The 21,677-nt window shown below is 44.9% G+C and carries 15 protein-coding genes; 11 read left to right on the top strand and 4 right to left on the bottom strand.

Annotated features, from left to right (window positions below; translation table 11 throughout):
• Positions 1-13 precede the first annotated feature (13 nt).
• Both OH456_RS15370 and OH456_RS15365 read left to right on the top strand, forming a co-directional pair.
• Positions 14-3,118: a beta-galactosidase gene (locus OH456_RS15370; RefSeq protein WP_270033795.1), complete on the top strand. Its 3,105-nt coding sequence runs from the start codon at positions 14-16 to the stop codon at positions 3,116-3,118.
• An 80-nt stretch (positions 3,119-3,198) separates the two neighbouring features.
• On the top strand, positions 3,199-4,284 hold the full coding sequence (locus OH456_RS15365) for an ABC transporter ATP-binding protein (protein ID WP_006071937.1): 1,086 nt from the start codon (positions 3,199-3,201) through the stop codon (positions 4,282-4,284).
• A 54-nt stretch (positions 4,285-4,338) separates the two neighbouring features.
• Here OH456_RS15365 and OH456_RS15360 read toward each other — a convergent pair whose 3' ends face one another.
• Complete coding sequence (locus OH456_RS15360) at positions 4,339-5,682, bottom strand: MATE family efflux transporter (RefSeq protein ID WP_038225461.1); 1,344 nt, start codon at positions 5,680-5,682, stop codon at positions 4,339-4,341.
• 442 nt (positions 5,683-6,124) lie between these two features.
• Here OH456_RS15360 and mglB point away from each other — a divergent pair, with 442 nt between their 5' ends.
• The 7 genes from mglB to galM all read left to right on the top strand — a co-directional run bounded on the left by mglB (position 6,125) and on the right by galM (position 14,491).
• Positions 6,125-7,099 carry a galactose/glucose ABC transporter substrate-binding protein MglB gene (mglB, locus tag OH456_RS15355; protein WP_006071934.1) on the top strand — a complete coding sequence of 325 codons (975 nt, stop codon included), beginning with the start codon at positions 6,125-6,127 and terminating at the stop codon, positions 7,097-7,099.
• Between the two features lie 135 nt (positions 7,100-7,234).
• On the top strand, positions 7,235-8,743 hold the full coding sequence (gene mglA, locus OH456_RS15350; RefSeq protein WP_006071932.1) for a galactose/methyl galactoside ABC transporter ATP-binding protein MglA: 1,509 nt from the start codon (positions 7,235-7,237) through the stop codon (positions 8,741-8,743).
• Between the two features lie 10 nt (positions 8,744-8,753).
• Positions 8,754-9,761, top strand: coding sequence for a galactose/methyl galactoside ABC transporter permease MglC (gene mglC / locus OH456_RS15345; RefSeq protein WP_006071930.1), 1,008 nt, complete (start codon positions 8,754-8,756; stop codon positions 9,759-9,761).
• 299 nt (positions 9,762-10,060) lie between these two features.
• The gene (gene galE, locus OH456_RS15340; RefSeq protein WP_270033794.1) at positions 10,061-11,080 is read left to right on the top strand and encodes a UDP-glucose 4-epimerase GalE; all 1,020 of its coding nucleotides are present in this window, start codon (positions 10,061-10,063) and stop codon (positions 11,078-11,080) included.
• 52 nt (positions 11,081-11,132) lie between these two features.
• Entirely contained in the window at positions 11,133-12,185 is a 1,053-nt protein-coding gene (gene galT / locus OH456_RS15335; RefSeq protein ID WP_270033792.1) for a galactose-1-phosphate uridylyltransferase, read from the top strand.
• Between the two features lie 78 nt (positions 12,186-12,263).
• On the top strand, positions 12,264-13,421 hold the full coding sequence (galK, locus tag OH456_RS15330; RefSeq protein WP_062457044.1) for a galactokinase: 1,158 nt from the start codon (positions 12,264-12,266) through the stop codon (positions 13,419-13,421).
• Positions 13,418-14,491 carry a galactose-1-epimerase gene (gene galM / locus OH456_RS15325; RefSeq protein ID WP_268665903.1) on the top strand — a complete coding sequence of 358 codons (1,074 nt, stop codon included), beginning with the start codon at positions 13,418-13,420 and terminating at the stop codon, positions 14,489-14,491. The genes galK and galM overlap by 4 nt, the downstream gene beginning before the upstream one ends.
• 52 nt (positions 14,492-14,543) lie before the next feature.
• Here galM and OH456_RS15320 read toward each other — a convergent pair whose 3' ends face one another.
• The gene (locus OH456_RS15320) at positions 14,544-15,560 is read right to left on the bottom strand and encodes a LacI family DNA-binding transcriptional regulator (protein ID WP_270033791.1); all 1,017 of its coding nucleotides are present in this window, start codon (positions 15,558-15,560) and stop codon (positions 14,544-14,546) included.
• 218 nt (positions 15,561-15,778) lie between these two features.
• Here OH456_RS15320 and OH456_RS15315 point away from each other — a divergent pair, with 218 nt between their 5' ends.
• Positions 15,779-16,849, top strand: a complete 1,071-nt coding sequence (locus OH456_RS15315) for a cellulase family glycosylhydrolase (RefSeq protein ID WP_270033790.1) — start codon at positions 15,779-15,781, stop codon at positions 16,847-16,849.
• 69 nt (positions 16,850-16,918) lie between these two features.
• Positions 16,919-18,304 (top strand): MFS transporter, encoded by a 1,386-nt coding sequence (locus OH456_RS15310; RefSeq protein WP_270033789.1) that lies wholly within the window; start codon positions 16,919-16,921, stop codon positions 18,302-18,304.
• A gap of 65 nt (positions 18,305-18,369) precedes the next feature.
• Here OH456_RS15310 and OH456_RS15305 read toward each other — a convergent pair whose 3' ends face one another.
• Together OH456_RS15305 and OH456_RS15300 are read right to left on the bottom strand one after the other, a co-directional pair.
• On the bottom strand, positions 18,370-19,371 hold the full coding sequence (locus OH456_RS15305) for a substrate-binding domain-containing protein (RefSeq protein WP_270033788.1): 1,002 nt from the start codon (positions 19,369-19,371) through the stop codon (positions 18,370-18,372).
• 229 nt (positions 19,372-19,600) lie between these two features.
• Positions 19,601-21,493 (bottom strand): PTS fructose transporter subunit IIABC, encoded by a 1,893-nt coding sequence (locus OH456_RS15300; protein ID WP_270033786.1) that lies wholly within the window; start codon positions 21,491-21,493, stop codon positions 19,601-19,603.
• Positions 21,494-21,677 lie beyond the last annotated feature (184 nt).

Here is a 21,677-nt window from a genome sequence, read left to right as displayed (position 1 = left end):
TGAGATGTTTAGAATGAGAACTTTCGATCAAGTAATTTCCGCTAGAGAGTGGGAAAACCAGCATGTAACGCATCATAACGTTCTGGACGCACATGCGCCGCTTAATGCGTTTCACAGTGAAGTTGCTGCAAAAGAGAACCAACCGTCTGAGAATATGCGCTCGCTAAACGGTGAATGGAAATTTAAGTTGTTCTCTCAACCGGAGCAGGTTGAAGCATCGTGTGTTGAAACTGAGTTTGACGACAGTCAATGGGACGCGATTCAAGTGCCAAGTAACTGGCAACTGCAGGGGTTTGATAAACCTATCTATACCAATGTTAAGTATCCGTTTGCTGATACCCCACCAATCGTGCCGCAGGATAACCCAACAGGGTTGTATCGTGTGTCATTCACACTCGACAGCATCAAAGCTGATGAGCGCCAAACCGTGACTTTCGATGGTGTGAACTCGGCATTTCATATCTGGTGTAATGGAGTATGGGTTGGTTATTCTCAAGACAGTCGTCTAGCGGCTGAGTTCGACCTGACTGACTTTGTCGTTGAAGGTGAAAACCAATTATCAGTGATGGTTCTTCGTTGGTCTGACGGTTCGTATCTCGAAGATCAAGATATGTGGTGGCTGAGTGGAATTTTCCGTAACGTTACTCTGCGCACTAAGCCAAAAACAGCCATTGCTGATGTACAGGTTAACACTGAGCTTGATGCGTGCTACCGCGATGCAGTGCTAAACGTCACCACTAAGCTTACTGAGAAAGCCTCACCATTTAGCGTCAATATTGAGCTGTTTGATGAATTGGGCAATAGCATCTTTGGGCGCAAGTCTGCACTATGTGGTCAGCGCATCATCGATGAGAAAGGTCCGTGGCAAGAAGTCGCTGAGCATCAGGTTGCTATTGAAAACCCGAAAAAATGGAGTGCTGAAGAGCCGAATCTTTACCGTCTAGTGGTTTCTCTTAATGACGAAGATGGTCAGTTGGTGGATTGTGAAGCATACAACGTTGGCTTCCGCAGCGTTGAGATCACTGACGGTCAATTGAAGGTGAATGGTAAGGCACTGTTGGTGCGCGGGGTTAACCGTCACGAACATCATCCAGAAATGGGTCACACTATGACTCGTGAAGGCATGATTGAAGACATCAAACTGCTGAAACAATACAACTTCAATGCAGTGCGAACCGCACACTATCCAAATGATCCACTTTGGTATGAGTTATGTGACGAATACGGCTTATACCTAGTTGATGAGGCCAACATCGAAACGCACGGTCAGTTCCCAATGTGTCGTCTGTCAGATGATGTCACATGGATGAACGCGTATATGCGTAGAATGACTCGTTTGGTTGAGCGCGATAAAAACCACCCATCCATTATCATTTGGTCTTTAGGCAATGAGTCAGGTATTGGTAACAACCATCATGCAATGTACCAATGGACTAAACTTCGCGATCCATCACGTCCGGTACAATATGAAGGTGGCGGTTCCGATACGGCAGCAACCGATATTATCGTGCCGATGTATGCTCGTGTGGACAGCGATCAGCGTCATCATATCGACCCAACGGTCACTCCAAAACTTGCCATCAAAAAGTGGCTTGGAATGCCGGGTGAAGAGCGCCCGCTTATCCTTTGCGAATACGCACATGCGATGGGGAACAGTTTAGGTAGCTTCGACAAATACTGGGATGTGTTCCGTGAGTACCCACGCTTACAAGGCGGCTTTGTTTGGGACTGGGTAGACCAAGGTTTGACTAAGACCGACGAAAACGGTACTCAGTACTGGGCATATGGCGGTGATTTTGGTGATGACATCAATGACCGACAGTTCTGTATCAATGGTCTCATTTTCCCTGACCGCACCGTGCATCCTACTTTGTTTGAAGCGAAAAAGGCGCAGCAATTCCATCAAGTTACTCTTCGCTCTACTGAGCCTGTAGTGATTCGAGTACAAAGTGAGTACCTATTTACATCGCCAAGCGATGAGGTATTAAACTGGACTATTACAGAAGATGGTTTTGCCATTGCTCAAGGCTCTACGGAGTTAATTATCTCTCCAGAAGGTCATCTTGATATTCAGTTAGCTGAAGCATTACCAGAAACTAAGTTAGGTAGTGATTACCATCTTAATGTTGAGATTGTAAAAACCTCAGCAACCACATGGTCTGAAGCTGGTCATCTTGTGTCAGCTGAGCAAATAACCCTACCTGCGAAGTTTGGTCTAGCACCGCGACTAAGTAACGATTCTGGTTTGCCTGATGCTGTAGTGAAAGGTGATACTTTGACGCTGACCGCGGGTGAGCAATCTATTACGTTTGATAGCGCAACAGGGTATCTAACGTCTTGGTTAGTGGCAGGACAAGAGTCGTTACTGCAAGCTCCAAAAGATAACTTCTACCGTGCGCCATTGGATAATGACATCGGCACCAGTGAAGCTGACCGAGTGGATCCAACAACATGGCTAGCTCGTTGGGATGCGGCAGGTCTGCCATCGTTGACGGCCGAGTGTATTGGCTTTGACCACTTTGCTCGTGGCAAATACCACCAAGTAGAATCTCGCTACGCTCATACGTTTGAAGGGCAGTTAGTGTTTGAAACACTATGGACTTATCAAGTCTTCAATGATGGTGAAGTCAACGTAGATGTAACGGTCAACGCGGCTAAAGGTCTGCCATCACTGCCTCGAGTCGGTATGGAGTTAGCACTTGCTAACACAATCGATTCAGTTAGCTGGTATGGACGTGGTCCTTTTGAAAACTACAGCGATAGAAAACTGGCGGCGCATATGGGACGTTATCAAGCGTCTATTGAAGAGATGCATACGCCCTATATATTCCCAACTGATTGTGGCCTACGCAGTGATGTTAAACAGAGCCAAATTGGCGCGTTATCGATTACTGGTGAGCACCACCTCTCCGTCAGTCGCTATAGCACTGAAGTGATGAAAGCAGCGAAACATACCAATGAATTGGTGGACAGCGGAAAACTGTTTGTGCGCGTCGATGGCTTCCATATGGGCGTGGGCGGTGATGACTCATGGACACCAAGCGTTCATGAAGAATTCAAGTTGCTTGCTGAACAATATCGCTATCAGTTGACGCTGCGTATGTCAGCGCACGCATAGCGTTTCATCATTCATAGAGATTGAACTTCGCTTGCTAAGTAGACGCTTAGCAAGCGAACAAAAAGAATAAAGGATAGAACATGGCAGATATTAAACTTTCCAATGTAGTGAAGCGCTATGGTGATGCAACCGTTATTCACGGTGTGGATCTTGATATCAAAAAAGGCGAATTCGTTGTTTTTGTCGGTCCATCGGGCTGTGGTAAATCAACGCTACTACGTCTAATTGCTGGTCTAGAAGAGATCACCGATGGTGTTTTAGAAATTGATAACAAAGTGGTGAACCATGTTGACCCGGCTGAGCGTGGAATTGCGATGGTATTCCAATCGTACGCGCTATATCCGCATTTAACGGTTGAGGAGAACATGGGCTTTGGGATGAAGATGAATGGCTTCCCTAAAGACGAAATCAAAACGCGAGTAGACCGCGCAGCAAAAGCCCTACAACTTGATCATCTAATGGATCGCAAACCTAAAGATATGTCAGGTGGTCAGCGTCAGCGTGTGGCGATTGGGCGTGCGATTGTTCGTGATCCAAAAGTATTCTTGTTTGACGAGCCTCTATCAAACCTTGATGCCGAACTGCGTGTAGACATGCGCTTGCAAATTGCCAGTTTGCACCGCGAGCTTGATACCACGATGATCTACGTTACCCACGATCAGGTAGAGGCGATGACCCTAGCTGATAAGATTGTCGTATTACGTGATGGTCAAGTAGAGCAAGTGGGTTCTCCGCTTGAGCTCTACAACAGTCCAGCTAACGAGTTTGTAGCTGGTTTTATCGGTTCGCCAAAGATGAACATGCTACCTGCACACGTTACCAGTGTTGGTGATGATAGCATTACCATTTCATTACCAGATGAGCAGTCTATTAAGGTCAAGGTGGATACGTCTAAAGTAAAAGAAGGCGATAAGGTGAGCTTTGGTCTGCGTCCTGAGCATATTGCTTTGGATAACTCTGGTGAGCAGAAGCTTCATTTCTCAACACAAGCAGTAGAGCGCTTGGGGAACAGCACATACCTGTTTGGTATGGTAGCGGGCTTTGATAACTATCGAGTGCACGTTTCAGGTGACTTTGAAGTTGTTCGTGGTGATGAGTTGGATCTGAGTTTCAATGTAGAAGATTGCCATATCTTCTTAGATTCACTTTGTATTTCGAACATCTAACTAAAATGGGCTAGCAATCGCTAGCCCATTTTTCTATCCGCTACTTTTTATCCGCTACGTCAAGGCGAAGCGTGTCCATACTTTAGAGCGCCAGCGTCGAATCATTACGATACCGCGAACCCACTCATCCATACCAATAGCAATCCAAGCGCCTATTACGCCATAGCCCCAATGAATGCCAAGCAGATAGGCAAACAGAACCGCAATACCCCACATGCTCAAGATCCCCATTTTTACAGGGAACTTGATATCGCCAGCACCTTTGAGTGCGGCGATGAATATTAAGTTGGATACGCGTCCAGACTCGACAAATATTGATCCGCCAATAAGCAGTGCCACTAAAACAACAATTTCGCTGTCTTGTGTGAACAGATCAATCAATGGATAACGGAACAGAAATAGCAGTACAACAATACCAGTCGATGCGATTAGGCCCACTAAATAGTATTTTTGAACTCGGCCTAAGATGTCATCGATCCAGCCTTTACCGATAAAGTAGCTGGCCTGAATTTGTCCGGCTTGCCCAAGAGCTAATGCAAAAGCAAACGACACGCGAGTGATGTTCTGTGCGTAAGTGTAAGCGGCAAGGGAAGAGGTTCCCATCTGCACCACAAAATATACGATGGTCATTTGCGCCATGTTGTAAGAGAGAATTTCTCCGGCGTTCATGGCACCGATCTTCATAATCTTTTTGTACAGTGCTTTAGGGATCTCGCGCCATTGGTTAAATGGCAGCTCAATGCGTTTTTTACGAACGACCCAGATCATCAACAAGGTACCGATCACTTGGCTGACTACTGTCGCAGTCGCAACGCCACTAACGCCAAAGACTGGCAACCCAAATGGTTGGTACAGCGCTACATAGTTACCGGCGATATTAATCACCCCAGCGATGAGGTTGATAACCATAGGGGATCGTGAGTAACCATGACTACGCAATATTGTAGTCAGTACTATGCCTATGGTGACATTGAACGTCATGGAGCCGCTGATGATCAGGTATTCGTAACCAAAGGCTGCTACTTGATCTTCAAGACCAAATAGCGCGATAAAATGTTCCGCCCCTAAAAACAGTGACAGACTGAGAACGCCACCGACCACTACCGCTAACAAGATACTAGCAACACCAGTTTGTGCAGACTCGCTGAATTTGGATGCGCCGTTGTATTGAGCGATAAGTATTCCTGTACCACTGCTTACCATCATGGAAACAACAATCAAGAAGAAAGTAATTTGGGTAATAACACCAACAGCGGATACCGCTAAGTCGGAGTACCCACTGAGCATAAACACATCCGTGGTATTAAGTGCGGTTCTTAGCAAAACTTCAATAAAGATTGGCCAAGTCAACGCTACGATATTCATTCGTTTGCTGAGCGCTGAAGCATTTTCAGACATTCGATTACGCCTAATTAAATAGAGGAGCTGATTAAAGGGGCGGCAAGTGTACTCCCAAATAGAGTAAACGCAATACCACTAGTAAAGGTAGGGGATAGTTTGACATATTTCGAACTATTGTAAACGTTCTCATAGAAGATCGAGAATGCGTAAGAATTACAGCAGCAAAATTCGGTAAAAAAGGAGACCAAGATCTCGATGTTACACTATGAAACGTTCAGAGAGCTTGTTTTTACATGATGTGTTAACCATTTCAAACAAATTAAACAACTCGTTACAGATGTTGTTACGTTTGTAAATTTTTTTAACTTCCTCACATTAATTGTTCATTTTATCACTATACTCTGGGTTAAACGTTTTCACTTTGAATGCAATTTAGTCAAACAATAACGTTTTTATCCCCTACACAAACACTATAAAATTAACAAATAGGACTTGTTCAATGAAAAAGTTAACTCTTCTAGCTGCGCTATGTGCTGGTATGGGCTTCGGAACTCAAGCAGTTGCAAGCACAACAGTAGGTTTTACTATCTACAAGTACGACGATAACTTCATGTCTGTAGTTCGCCAAGCTATCGAGAAAGAAGCAGGCCAAGACAGCGATACTCGCATCCTGATGAACGATTCTCAGAACAGCCAGTCTATGCAAAATGACCAAGTTGATGTAATGCTTGCTCGTGGCGTTCAAGCGCTTGCTATCAACCTAGTCGACCCTGCAGCGGCACCAACCATCATCCAGAAAGCGAAAATGGATGACGTGCCAATTGTTTTCTATAACAAAGAACCAAGTGCTAAAGCACTAGCAAGCTATGATAAGGCTTACTATGTAGGTACTGACTCTAAAGAGTCAGGCATCATCCAAGGTGACTTAATTGCTCAGCAATGGAAAGCGAATCCATCTTGGGATAAGAACGGCGACGGCGTTCTATCTTATGTTCTTCTTAAAGGCGAACCAGGTCACCCAGATGCAGAAGCACGTACTACGTACTCTGTAAAAACTATCAATGACAACGGCATCAAGACTGAAGAGCTACACATGGATACAGGCATGTGGGATACAGCGATGGCGAAAGATAAGATGGACGCATGGTTGTCTGGCCCTAACGGTAACAAGATTGAAGTGGTTATTGCTAACAACGACGGTATGGCAATGGGCGCAGTAGAAGCTCTGAAAGGTGCGGGTGCTGATATCCCTGTGTTCGGTGTTGATGCTCTAGCGGAAGCACTAGCGCTTATCAAGTCTGGTGAAATGGCGGGTACTGTGCTTAACGATGCAGACTCTCAAGCAAAAGCAACATTTGAATTGGCTCGTAACCTAGCAAATGGCAAAGCGGCAACTGAAGGCACTCAGTGGGAACTGAACAACAAAGTTGTACGTGTTCCTTATGTTGGCGTTGATAAGTCAACTCTAGAATAATCTCGCAAATAAGGGAGAAGTGATAACTTCTCCCTTAATCCCTACCAAGCATATCGATACCAATCATTAAAATTATTGGTATGGGATTGTTTTGTCTGATTTCTACCTAATACCAGATAATTAATAAGTGATGCCATGGAAAATCAACAGCATGAATTTCTGTTAGAAATGACAGGGGTGAGTAAGTCTTTCCCAGGGGTTAAGGCATTAGACAAGGTAAATCTTAAAGTTCGACCACACTCTATTCATGCGTTAATGGGTGAGAATGGGGCGGGTAAGTCGACGTTACTAAAATGCCTATTCGGAATATACGAAAAAGATGAAGGCGATATTGTTTTCCTAGGAAAGCATGTCGATTTTCAATCATCAAAAGAAGCATTGGAATCTGGGGTTTCAATGGTTCACCAAGAATTGAACCAGGTACTTCAATGTACCGTTATGGATAATATTTGGCTTGGCCGCTATCCAAAGAAAGGCCTCTTTGTCGATCACGACAAAATGTACCATGATACCAAAGAGATCTTTAAAGAACTCGACATCAATATCGATCCTAAAGTGAAAGTGAATACCTTATCGGTATCACAAATGCAGATGTTGGAAATCGCTAAAGCGTTCTCTTACGATGCAAAAATCGTGATCATGGACGAGCCAACCTCCTCTCTGACTGAGAAAGAGGTAAACCACCTGTTTACTATCATCAAGAAATTGAAAGATAAAGGGTGCGGCGTTGTTTATATCTCACACAAAATGGAAGAGATCTTTGCCATTTGTGATGACATCACCATTCTCCGTGATGGTCAATGGGTCGATACGCGCCCTCTTGAAGGTCTCACTATGGACTCTATTATCGCCATGATGGTAGGTCGTGAACTGACGCAGCGTTTCCCAGAAAAAAGTAATGTACCTAAAGAAACGATTCTTGAGGTCAAAAATCTCACCGCACTTAACCAACCTTCTATTCAAGATGTTTCATTTGAACTTAAAGCCGGCGAAATCCTAGGGGTTGCAGGTTTGGTGGGTTCAAAACGAACTGACATCGTAGAAACCATTTTTGGTGTTCGAGAGCGCAGCGAAGGCACCATTTTGCTTAACGGCAAAGAGATGCGAAATCGAGATGCGCATGAGGCGATCAACAATGGTTTTGCTTTGGTTACCGAAGAGCGTCGCTCGACCGGTATCTACGGCAATCTTGATATTACCTTTAACTCCTTAGTGGCGAACGTTGAGGAATACAAAACCAAGTCTGGTTTGCTAAGCAATAAGAAAATGAAAAGTGACACTCAATGGGTGATTGATTCAATGAGCGTGAAGACGCCGGGTCATGAAACGGCGATTGGATCACTGTCTGGTGGTAACCAACAAAAGGTCATCATTGGTCGCTGGTTGTTAACGCAACCTGAAATTCTCATGCTTGATGAACCAACTCGTGGTATCGACGTTGGTGCGAAGTTCGAAATCTATCAACTTATTTTAGAGTTAGCGAAGAAGAACAAAGGCATCATCATTATCTCTTCAGAAATGCCGGAACTATTGGGTATCACCGACCGAATTCTTGTGATGAGTAATGGTCGTGCTGCTGGTGTCGTCGAGACGAAGAATACTACTCAGAATGAAATTTTAGAGCTGGCCTCTCGTTACCTCTAGGAAAAATATTATGGACTCAGTAAAAACATTTGCACTAAAGCACCTCAAAGAAGGGGCTATTTATGCGGTTCTTTTTATCTTGTTAGCGGTAATCGTGATTCAAGAGCCGTCTTTCTTAAGTTTACGTAACTTCAGTAACATCCTGACTCAGTCCTCGGTGCGTGTCATTATCGCTCTGGGTGTGGCTGGCTTGATTGTGACTCAGGGTACTGACCTTTCTGCAGGCCGTCAGGTTGGCTTAGCAGCGGTGGTCTCCGCGACGTTACTGCAATCCGTTGATAACGTAAACAAGGTTTTCCCAAGCATTGGTGAAGTGCCAATTGTTGCGGTTATCCTTGTTGTTTGTGCTATCGGTGCAATCATCGGTTTAGTGAACGGTATCATCGTTGCTTACCTCAAAGTAACACCGTTCATCGCTACTCTAGGTACGATGATCATCGTTTATGGTATTAACTCTCTTTACTACGACTCTGTAGGTGCATCACCGATTGCAGGTTTCGATGAGCGCTTTTCTGTGTTCACGCAAGGTTTTATACGGATGGGAGATTTTAGGTTCTCCTACATAACCTTCTACGCCATTATCGCCATCATCTTTATGTGGATTCTATGGAACAAGACGGTCTTTGGTAAAAACATCTTTGCAGTGGGTGGTAACCCGGAAGCTGCGAAAGTGTCGGGCGTTAACGTACCAATGACGCTGTTAAAAGTGTACGCGTTGTCTGGTGTATTCTACGCTTTCGGCGGTATGTTAGAAGCAGGCCGTATCGGTAGTGCCACCAACAACTTAGGTTTCCTCTACGAGCTTGATGCCATTGCGGCCTGTGTGGTGGGTGGTGTGTCCTTTGCAGGTGGTGTCGGTAGTATCGCCGGGGTCGTTACCGGTGTTCTTATCTTCACCGTTATCAACTATGGTATGACTTATATTGGTGTGAGTCCGTACTGGCAGTACATCATCAAAGGTTCCATCATTATCTTCGCGGTCGCACTTGACTCAATGAAGTACGCGAACAAGAAGTAACTTCCAATAGGCGTCCATTTCGGGCGCCTTTTTGTTTCCTTTTCACAGCTATTGGTTAAATTTGTGTAATCGTTTAACTTTGGTTTTTGGGTTTAGGGTCCTTAACTAAAGGTGTTCATATCCACTTTTACGCTATCGGTAGCTGTTTTTTATTGAAATTAGTGTAAACGTTTACACTTTTTGCGCTTGATCACAGATCGATCTTGCTGGCTATTGCTACAATTTCCTCAGTTTGAGAATAACGAGCGTATTCGCGTAACAACTCGCTCAATAATCAGAGTTTAACGTAGGAGTGTAATGTGAAAGTACTAGTGACGGGTGGAATGGGCTATATCGGCAGTCATACCTGCGTTCAAATGCTGGAAAGTGGTATCGAACCTATCATCATCGATAACTTGTGTAATGCGAATCAAGCCGTGCTATCACGCATTGAAGCATTAACGGGTCAAGTACCGACATTTTATCAGGGTGATATTCGCGACGAAGCACTGCTTGACCGTATTTTTGAGGAAAATGAAATTCAGTCGGTGATCCATTTTGCTGGTCTCAAGGCTGTGGGTGAGTCTGTTGCCAAACCTATCGAGTACTATGACAACAATGTGAATGGCACATTAGTACTTGCACGTTCAATGAGAAAAGCAGGCGTGAAGAGTATTATCTTCAGCTCTTCTGCCACAGTCTATGGTGATCCAGAAGTAGTACCTATCACCGAAACGTCTCCTGTTGGCAATACGACTAATCCGTATGGCACCAGCAAGTTTATGGTCGAGCGCTGCCTAAGCGATGTATTCACATCGGACGAAGAGTGGAGCATCACCTTACTACGCTACTTCAATCCAGTTGGCGCACATCCCTCGGGCACTATGGGCGAGGATCCAAAAGGTATTCCGAACAACCTAATGCCATTTATTGCTCAAGTAGCTGTTGGTCGCCGTGAAAAGTTAGCGGTGTTTGGTAATGATTACCCAACACCAGACGGTACTGGCGTTCGCGATTATATTCATGTCATGGATTTAGCGGATGGTCACATCGCGGCGTTGAAAGCCGTTGGCCTTAAGTCTGGATTGCATATCTATAACCTTGGTACCGGCAAAGGCAGCAGTGTACTAGAGATGGTGGATGCTTTTGCGAAAGCCTGTGGTAAGCCTATTCCTTATGATTTGCAGCCGCGCCGTCCTGGTGATATCGCAGAGTGCTGGGCAAGTACGGCCAAGGCAGAAGCCGATTTAAACTGGAAAGCAACACGTACATTGCAAGACATGACCGCTGATTCATGGCATTGGCAGTCAAACAATCCTAATGGTTATGACAGCGAATAGACCGCCTTGTTATCCCAATTGATTTTTAGAATTTAACTATTGAGTAAGCATTATGTCGAGCATTGAATTTAACCCAGTAGATCACCCACATCGCCGTTATAACCCTCTCACAGGCCAATGGATCCTAGTATCGCCACACCGTGCTAAGCGCCCTTGGAGTGGTCAGAATGAAGAGGTCTCTCACGTTCAATTACCAACTTACGATGAGAAATGCTTTTTGTGTCCGACCAACGAGCGCATTTCTGGTGATGTAAACCCAGATTACAAAGGCACTTACGTGTTCGGTAACGACTTTGCGGCTTTGATGCCAGATTCTCCGGATGCTCCTGAATCAGACAATCCGTTGTTTAAAACCCAAGGGGTACGCGGTTTAAGTCGCGTTATCTGCTTCTCGCCAGACCACAGTAAAACGCTTCCTGAGCTTAGCCCCCAAGAGCTTCGTTGTGTCGTTGATACTTGGAATGAGCAAATTGAAGAATTGGGCAAAGAATACCTTTGGGTTCAAGCATTTGAAAACAAGGGTGAAGCAATGGGCTGCTCACAGCCGCACCCTCATGGCCAAATTTGGGCGAACAGTTTTCTTCCTAATGAAATTGAACGAAAAGATCGCTTAATGCGCGAATACTATCAGCAACAAGGCTCAAACCTGCTGGTGGACTATGTCACTGCAGAGATGCAAGACGGTTCCCGTACGGTAGTAGAAACAGAGCACTGGCTTGCCGTGGTCCCATACTGGGCGGCGTGGCCATTCGAAACGATGTTGCTCCCTAAGACACACATTCGTCGCATGAGTGAACTTAGTGAAGAACAAAAAGACGATTTAACGGTAGCAATTAAGAAGCTGACGTCTCGTTACGACAACTTATTTGAGTGTTCATTCCCTTATTCCATGGGTTGGCACTACGCGCCATTCTTTGATGAAGGTGAGAGCACAGAGCATTGGCAGCTGCATGCTATTTTCTATCCACCATTATTGCGCTCTGCAACCATTCGTAAGTTTATGGTGGGCTATGAAATGCTGGCCGAATCACAACGTGATTTAACCGCTGAGCAAGCAGCAGAGCGTCTAAGAGCATTGAGCGACGTTCATTACAAACAACAATAATTTAAGAATTTGATGTTGCTGCGTACCGAACGCATTAGTTGGTACGCAAACCAACATCAGGTATTGAGAGACGAAAACATGAAAGACCTAATCCAAAACGTAGCGAACTCTTTTGAAAACGTACTGGGCTACAAGCCGACACACGTTATCCAAGCTCCTGGTCGTGTAAATCTGATTGGTGAGCATACCGACTATAATGACGGTTTTGTCCTACCGTGTGCCATTAACTATCAAACGGTAGTTGCGGCCGCTAAGCGTGACGATAATCTCGTCCGTGTTGTGTCTGTGGATTACCAGGATGCTACTGACGAATTTGATATCACTAAAGAGATTACTTTCCAACAAGACAAGATGTGGGCGAACTACATTCGCGGTGTGGTTAAGTTCTTAATGGCTCGCGGTTATCAAATTGGTGGCGCGGACATTTCTGTGTCTGGCAATGTACCGCAAGGCGCAGGTCTGAGCTCTTCTGCGGCACTAGAAGTGGTTATCGGTCAAACATTTAAAACGCTTTATAACTTAGAGATCACGCAAGCTGAAGTCGCACTTAACGGCCAGCAAGCAGAGAATGAATTTGTGGGCTGCAATTGCGGCATCATGGATCAACTTATTTCTGCTGAAGGCAAAGAAAATCACGCATTGTTGATTGACTGTCGTAGCTTAGAGACTCAAGCAGTCTCAATGCCAGAAGATATGGCGGTTGTGATTATTAACTCCAACAAAAAGCGTGGCTTAGTAGACAGTGAATACAACACTCGTCGTGAGCAATGTGAAGAAGCAGCTCGCATTTTTGGTGTGAAAGCGTTGCGTGATGTCACTATTGAGCAATTTAATGATCGTGTCTCTGAGTTGGATGAGATGGTCGCTAAACGTGCTCGTCACGTTATTACTGAAAACGATCGTACGGTTGAGGCGGCAAAAGCACTAAGTACTGGTGATATGAAGCGTATGGGTGAGCTAATGGCACAGTCTCATGCATCGATGCGCGATGATTTTGAAATCACAGTGAAAGAGATAGACACCATTGTTGATATCGTTAAAGCGGTAATCGGCGACCAAGGTGGTGTGCGTATGACTGGCGGTGGTTTTGGTGGTTGTGTGGTTTCTCTTATCCCACCAACGCTTGTAGAAGCAGTTACGACGGCTATTGCAGAGCAATATGAAGCGGCTACAGGTTTGAAAGAGTCGATTTATGTCTGCCAAGCAAAAGATGGCGCAGGAGTTGTCTCACAATGATCACCACAAGCGAGCATTTTAGTACGATTGAAGACGCTATGACCCAATCAGCGTCATTTGATGGACTGCCTGCAAAGGTGATCCACCTTAAAAATGCATCTGGTATGACGGCTTCTTTTATGGATATCGGAGCAACGTGGCTGAGTTGCTCGCTCCCCTTGCCAGGGGAACAACGTGAAGTGTTGTTACGTTCGCCAAATATGGCTGAGCACATGAGGCAAGGGGCTTATTTTGGTTCAGTGGTGGGGAGATACGCCAATCGAATTGATAAAGGGCAATTCGAGATAGGTGGCACGTCGTATCAAGTCACTTGTAATAATGGCGAAAACGCTTTGCATGGGGGTGTAGAGGGTTTTGATAAGCGTCGTTGGAGTATCGACTCGCACACTGAATCAACTCTTGTTATGTCGTTACAGTCGGAAGATGGTGATCAAGGTTTCCCTGGTACGGCTAAGGTTCAAGTTGAATACCAGCTAACTGACAATAATGCGTTGATGATTACTTATCAGGCGTCTTGTGATAAGACAACGCCGATGAACTTGACCAATCATGCGTATTTCAACCTAGCTGGCGAATCTAGCACGGCGAAGAGCACGGATCATAAACTGCAAATGTGTGCTGATGCTTATCTACCTACTAGAGAGGATTTGATCCCTCTTGGTGAGCTAAAACCGGTAGAGGGAACCAGCTTTGACTTCACAGTGCTGAAGCAAGTGGGTCGAGATTTTTTGTCGGAGCAGGACCAAATCACAGCAGGTGGTTACGATCATGCGTTTGTGTTTGACGCCAAGCTCACTGATGGCTGTGCTGTGGTGGCGACATTGGAATCCCCTGAGCAAGATGTCTTGATGGAAGTCCAGACTACCAAGCCAGCAGTACAATTCTATTCGGGTAATTTCCTTGATGGCACACCTGGCTTAAGCCGTACTTACGATAAGCTTGATGGTTTAGCTCTTGAGACCCAGTTCTTCCCTGATGGGCCAAATCGCCCGGAATGGGGGAGCAGTAATGGTGTACTTGAAGCGGGAGAGAACTACCAACATCAAACCACTTACCGTTTCAAGTTTTAGTATATTGGTGAAGTAACTCGTCTGGTAAAAAGTGAGCAGCTGCTCACTTTTTTTATGCCTTAGTAGAAGAGGCACGAACAATCAGTTCGCCTTCAACTTTTCGGATTTGCGACAGCAACGGCTGTTCTTGGATTTGTGCAAGGATATTATCTACAGCCAGCCTACCCATGTCAGCGTAAGGCAGTTCAATAGAAGAAAGTGCTGGGAAGCTCTCTGAGGCAATTTGTTGGTTGTCATAACCAACAACTGCAATGTCTTTAGGGATTTTTAATTGACGTTCAGCAATCGCTTGGTAACAGCCCATCGCCATATAATCACTACTACAAAATATAGCTTCGGGCGGAATAGCCAAATCCAGTAAACGATTTGTTTGCTCGTAAGCTTCTTTGAGGGACCAGTTGGCCTCTAAGACGTAATCCTCGTTAGGAATAATATCCGCATCAATAAGCGCTTGTCTGTAGCCATCAATACGTTGTGTCGATGCATACATCCAACTCTCTCCAGCTAACATAGCAATTCGTCTGTAGCCTTGATTCGTTAGATGCTTGATGGCTTTATAGGCTCCGATCATATCTGCTGGTAGGATGGATGGCGTGTTTTGCTGAACGCTCATGGTGCAATTGAGCAGAACCGTCGGTAGGTGAGTTTGTACTCTTTGCGTTGAAAGCTCACGTGTCATGCTCGATGCATAAATAAGTCCCGCATAATCACCGTTATTGATCTCTGTTTCTATTTTATTGGCGAGTATTTCATCGTGATTGTAGCTAAAGGTAATTAGTAGATAGTCGTTGTTCCACGCTTCTTCTCTCGCCGTATTGACTGCGTCTATGAAAGGATCGTAGCTAGTTAGCCCATTGACGACCATAGCAATTTTCTTCGATCTTCCTAACGCGTGAGCGACCTTCTTGCTTTGATAGCCCAATTCTTTCGCAGTATCGAGAACTTTGCGCTTCGTTGCTTCTGAGATTTTTACCGTTTGAGAGCCATTGAGAACTAACGACACGGTAGGTTGTGATACGCCCGCTGCTGCAGCAATGTCACTCATAGTGATCTTTTTACTTTTCGTCATCTTGTCTCTGCCAATATTTTTATTAGCTATATATTAGCGAATTGCCTACTTAAATGCATCTTAGAAAGATCACGATCACAGAATGATTTAATGATCCTCTAGTAGATGTGACGCATAACACGTATTCATTACCTTTGTCTTTAATTGAAGTTATTAATAAATATATTAGCTAATATTATTAGTTAAGTTATTAATCTTATTAATTCAAGGTGAGTAAGATGCAAAGATGGTCTGAAGAGAAAGCGTGGCAATGGCAAGAAACCCATGGTTGGTTGCGTGGCTTTAATTATTTACCTCGTACTGCTGTGAACTGGACGGAAATGTGGCAGGCAAACACTTTTGACCCTGAGATCATGGAGCAAGAGCTCGAGTGGGCGGCAAGCGTGGGGTATAACACGCTAAGGACCAATCTGCCGTTTATTGTGTGGCAAGTCGATCGTGAAGGTTTACATCAAAGGATTGACCGTTTCCTTGATATTTGTGAGCGAAACAAAATCAAAGTAATGATGACTCCAATGGATGACTGCGGTTTCTCTGGTGACCATCCATATCTTGGAGAGCAGAAGTTACCTGTACCAGAGCTTCACAATAGCCAAGCAGCAGCAAGTCCAGGCCGTAATGTTGTTATGGACAAGTCTCAATGGGGAGAGGTTGAAGCGTATATTCGTGACATTATCTCAACTTACAATACCGATGAACGCATCGTTATTTGGGATTTATATAACGAGCCAACTAACCGAATGATTTTTACCACCTCTGGTGAGCTTGCTTTCGATGAAGAGATGGAGCGTTATAGTCATGAATTGATGGAAAAAGCATTCCAGTGGGCGCGTGAAGAACAACCCGTACAACCTTTGACGGTTGGTGCTTGGCACGCTCCAAGTATTCTTGACCTATCTTTGCCTCTCTATGAACACCCAACAGACCTTAAAGCGATGGAGCTATCTGACATCATCACTTTCCATGCCTATTTGCCTCTTGAACAGTTCGAACAAGCTGTCGAAATCGTTAAACAACATAACCGACCAATGATGTGTACCGAATGGTTAGCGCGTCACGCTGAGTCACATCTTCTTGAACAGCTGCCAGTGTTTCAGACGGAACAAATCGGTTGCTATCAATGGGGGCTAGTTAAGGGCAAAACACAAACACACTTACCATGGCCTGAGATTAAGCGTAGTGATGAGAACTATGCGCAACGCTGGTTCCATGATCTGCTTAATGATGATGGCACCCCCTATGACCCAAAGGAAGTTCACCTAATTCAATCGCTAGCAACATTGGACTGAGGCTAGTGTTCGCCAGTGGCTTAAAGAAGCAACTGGCTTTACTATAATAATTCTGGATGAGTACACATTATGAATACCCTACAAAACAAACTCTCGAATAAGGAACTGATGTCCTATTTTGGATATGGCGTAGGCCAATGCTTTAGCTTTGGTCTCGTGGGTTCCTTTATCCTCTACTTTTATACTGATATTTTGGGCATTTCTCCCATCGCGGCGAGTACCATATTTCTAATTGCTCGAGTGTGGGATGCGGTGAATGACCCTATCATCGCCGGATACATGGATACCTTAGAGTCTCGCTTTGGTAAATTCAGACCCTATATGTTGTTTACGCCAATACTCATCGTATTGGTGACTATTGCGTCGTTCTACAATATAGATGCCGATACATCTACAAAAGTAATGTACGCCGGTATCACCTATATTCTTTGGGGCACGTTATACACTATTTCGGATGTTCCATTTTGGTCTATGTCTTCTGTTATGACAGATGAACCACAAGAGCGTGCAAAAGCAGCAACATGCGCAATGCTAGGTGTTAATGCGGGTATTGGTGCAACACTGGTGCTATTTCCTAAACTGAGCGCTTACTTTGCTGACGGCCGCGCGGACCAAGGTTATTTACCTGCAGTTATTGTCCTGATGGTGGCGGGTTTGCTGCTCATGTGGAATGGCTTCTATAACACCAAGGAACGAATTTCTACGGCGAGTGAGAAGGTTACACTTAAACAGACATTCCAAGCAGTGCGCAAGAATAAACCGTTGTTTTTTATTCTTGCTGCGTTCTTTATGAATGTGTTCTTTAACTTAGTTAATGGTCTGTATATTTTCTTCTTCACTTACAACATGGGTGATGCTGGACTAGTCTCACTGATCGGTACGATTACTTTAGTCAGTGCGATTGCCTGCTTAGCGACGCCAGTGTTAACGAAGCGCTTTAAGAAACGTGACATTTTTATCACGCTATGTGTATTAGAAATTATTGCACGTGTTGGTTTCTACATGACCGGTTACGATAACCCGACGGTTGTGATGTCATGGCTAGCCGTGATTACCGCTATCTTTATGATGACTAACCCCCTGATTTCAGCAATGATCGCTGACACCGTAGAGTATTCGTACTATCACAGTGGTAAGCGTACAGCGGCGATTACTTTCTCTGGTCAAACGTTTACTGGCAAATTATCTGTAGCGGTTGCTGGTGGGTTAACAGGCCTTATTTTAGCTTCGATAGGGTATGTACCTAATGCAGAGCAGACTGAGACAGCGCTTGATGGCATGTTCTTCTGTATTGCGTTATTGCCTGCACTGGGGGCGCTGATTCGAATCTTTATTATGTCGAAATACACGTTTACGGAAGATCAGCATGCGATACTTCGTGAAAAATTACAGCGTGGTGAGTTTGCTGAAGGTGTTAATGTTGAAACGGTTAACGCACAGCAAGTAACAAACTAACGAGTTGATAAGCAATAAAAAACACGGCAAAAGCCGTGTTTTTTCGTTTATGCATTGGAATCAAATTAGTTCTTACGAGCTACAGATGCTCGCTGTACCAATGTTGGTGAGTAAATCATTGGGTCGGTTTCAACCGATTCACTTTTTGATAATGCCAAAGCGATTTGCGCTGCTTTTTCGGCCATCATTTGAATTGGGTAGCGGATCGTGGTGAGTTTTGGGTGAAGGTATTTGGCAATCAAACCATCATCAAAGCCGATAATAGACATTTGATTTGGCAAGGCATATTGGTTTTCTTCAAGCACTGATAGAGAACCCGCTGCCATATTATCGTTGTACGCCACCACAGCAGTAATTGGCCGTGATTTCGTTAGTAGGTTGGTCATGGCGATTTCGCCGCCATCACTGTCTGGAGAGCCGTATTCAATATAGCTGGCGGACAGCTTTATATTATTGGCCTTAAGGGCATCTCGATAGCCTTCTAGTCGCTGATCTACGTCTTCGATATTGTGTGAAGATGCTACACAAGCAATGTTGGTATGTCCGTTACGAATGAGATGCTCGGTCGCGATATAGGCTCCTTTATAGTTATCTAGCGAGATACAACGACCAGGGAGTTGGGGGATGTCGCGATTAATGTAGACCAAGCCTTTTACTTCTTCAGCGTATTGAATGAGTTCTTCATCAGACAAGGCTTTGGAATGTATCACCAAGGCATCACAGCGGCTGTTGATGAGCAGTTCAATTGCTTTACGCTCTTCTTCAGCATCGTGATAGCCATTACCCACTAAGATATGTTTTCCATGTTGGTGTGCAACTTTGTCTACGGCTTTCACCATGGTGCCAAAGAATGGGTCAGATACATCACTCACCAAAACACCTACAGTATTGGTACTTTGACTGACTAAAGCTCTAGCGTTTGCATTTGGGCGGTAGCCTAACTTTTTCATTGCGCTGGTGACGGACTCTATCGATGCCGCGCTTGCTTTTGGGGACTTGTTGATTACCCGGGAAACCGTTGCTACTGAAACGCCAGCTTCCTTTGCTACGTCTTTAATCGTTGCCATTTGAAACCTCTCACTCGATATGACTTTATTAGACTCCTATCGTGTAAATATCGCAATGTAAGTTTCACAAAGTTAGACATTTTGTGATGTGTAACGCCTTGTAGATATTGAACTTGATGCCGATGTAAACGTTTCGCACTTTGAGGGAGTTATATATCGTTCTAGAACAAAAAAAGCCCCGAGTCGGGGCTTTAAAGATAGGCGCAGGGGGCACCTTTAGGAGCTCGGGTTATGCAACAGCCATTTCTGCTTTTGCTGCACGCATTTTTTTCAAGCTGATACAAACTAGTGCTGTCACAACCGTACCTGCTGCCATACAAACTAGAGCAAGTAGAGGTTTGTTCATTGCGCCAAGTAGAGCCACAACTGGACCACCGTGTGCCACGCTGTTAGTGATACCGAATGAGAACGCCATTACTGCCGCAACCATTGAACCAACGACGTTTGCAGGAATTACTGACATTGGGTCTTGTGCAGCAAATGGGATAGCACCTTCAGAGATACCAACTAGACCCATTGCGCCAGCAGCTTTACCAGCTTCAAGTTCAGACTCTTCGAATAGGTTGAACTTACGGCCTAACACAGTCGCTAGTCCCATACCAAGTGGCGCAACTGGGATAGCACATGCCATCGCACCCATGAATTGAGTTTGACCACTTGCAATCATGCCAACAGAGAATAGGAACGCTACTTTGTTGAATGGACCACCCATATCAAAGCCAGCCATACCACCAAGTACGATACCGAGAAGAATAACGCTACCTGTACTCATGCTGATAAGCATCGCATTTAAGCTGTCCATAAGGCTTGCAATTGGCGCGCCGATAACGAAGATGAACAGTGCTGAGATGAAGAGAGAGCCAGTAATAGGTGCAATCATAATCGGCACAAGTGGTTGAATAAACTTGTGATAGTTACGAGTGACAACCCATTTGACGAAGTAACCGACAAGTAGACCAGCAACGATAGCGCCGATAAAGCCTGTACCTGCCTCAGCACCATAGAATGAACCGTTGTTTGCAATCCAGCCACCAATCAAGCCAGGGGCAAGTCCAGGGCGGTCGGCAATAGCGTAAGCAATATAACCGGATAGAACAGGAATCATTAGAGTGAACGCGACGACACCGACATCAAGTACTTTCTGCCACATGCTGCCTTCAGGGATAGCCATGCCAGCTTCGCTAGGTTGACCACCCACCGCAAGAGCCAAAGCAATCAAGAGACCACCAGTTACAACAAACGGGATCATGTGTGATACGCCGTTCATCAAGTAACGGTATAAGTCAGAACGCTTCGAAGAATTGTCTTCCGATTTGGCTGCTTTGGCATCAGCAACAAATTCAGGCGCTTCAAGCGCTTGGTTGATAACAGCTTTTGCATCGCTGATAGGGGCTTTAACGCCAGTTTCGATCAATTTCTTACCCGCAAAGCGATTCATATCCACTTGCTTGTCTGATGCGACGATGATGGCATCAGCGCGAGCAATTTCATCAGCACTTGGTGAATTTTTCACGCCGATTGAGCCATTTGTTTCTACCTTGATTTGATAACCAAGCTCGGCTGCGCCTTTTTCTAATGCTTCTGCTGCAAGGTAAGTATGTGCGACGCCCGTTGGGCAGCCTGTTACGCCGATAAGAAAGCCTTTGTTTGCTTCCAGCTGATTAGCTGGTGCTTCAGATTTAGCCAGCAGCAACTCTAACGCTTGCTGCTCTGTTTCTGCCTTTAGGAAATTCTCAATAAAACCATCTTCAATTAGTTTGGAAGATAATTCAGCAAGCACTTCAATATGATGATCAGAGCCGCCATCTGGAGAGGCGATCATGAAAAAGAGTTTTGACGGTTGACCATCTTCAGCGCCGTAGTCGATCCCAGATTGGCTCACACCAATCGCAACGGCTGGTTCAACAACCGCCTTACTTTTCGCGTGCGGTAGCGCAACACCATCTTCAAATCCGGTATTGCCAATTTCTTCACGAGCATAGATATCGGTTAGGAATTGTGCTTTATCGCTAATTCTGCCTTGAGTATGGAGCAACTGCGCCATTTCTGCGAATACTTCGTCCTTGCTCGTTGCTTTTAGATTTAGGCAGATCAGTTTTTCATTAATGAGATCCGTAATCATAATGATTGTCCTATTGACCATTGTAGGTGGAGGTTGGACTACACGATTTCTCATTTACAACATACTGACATCCCGGTAGTGGGGTGACCGATTCGCTGAGAAGTGATGTAGTCATTCGATAGGGTAATTATCGGTGGCTTTGGCAAGAAATTTTAGAGCACCATAAAGGCTTTTACTGGATTAT

Origin of the sequence: Vibrio sp. La 4.2.2, from assembly GCF_027586995.1 — a bacterium.
GTDB lineage: Bacteria > Pseudomonadota > Gammaproteobacteria > Enterobacterales > Vibrionaceae > Vibrio > Vibrio mediterranei.
The sequence above is the reverse complement of the archived record's forward strand: the minus strand, read 5'-3'. Positions and strand labels throughout refer to the sequence as shown.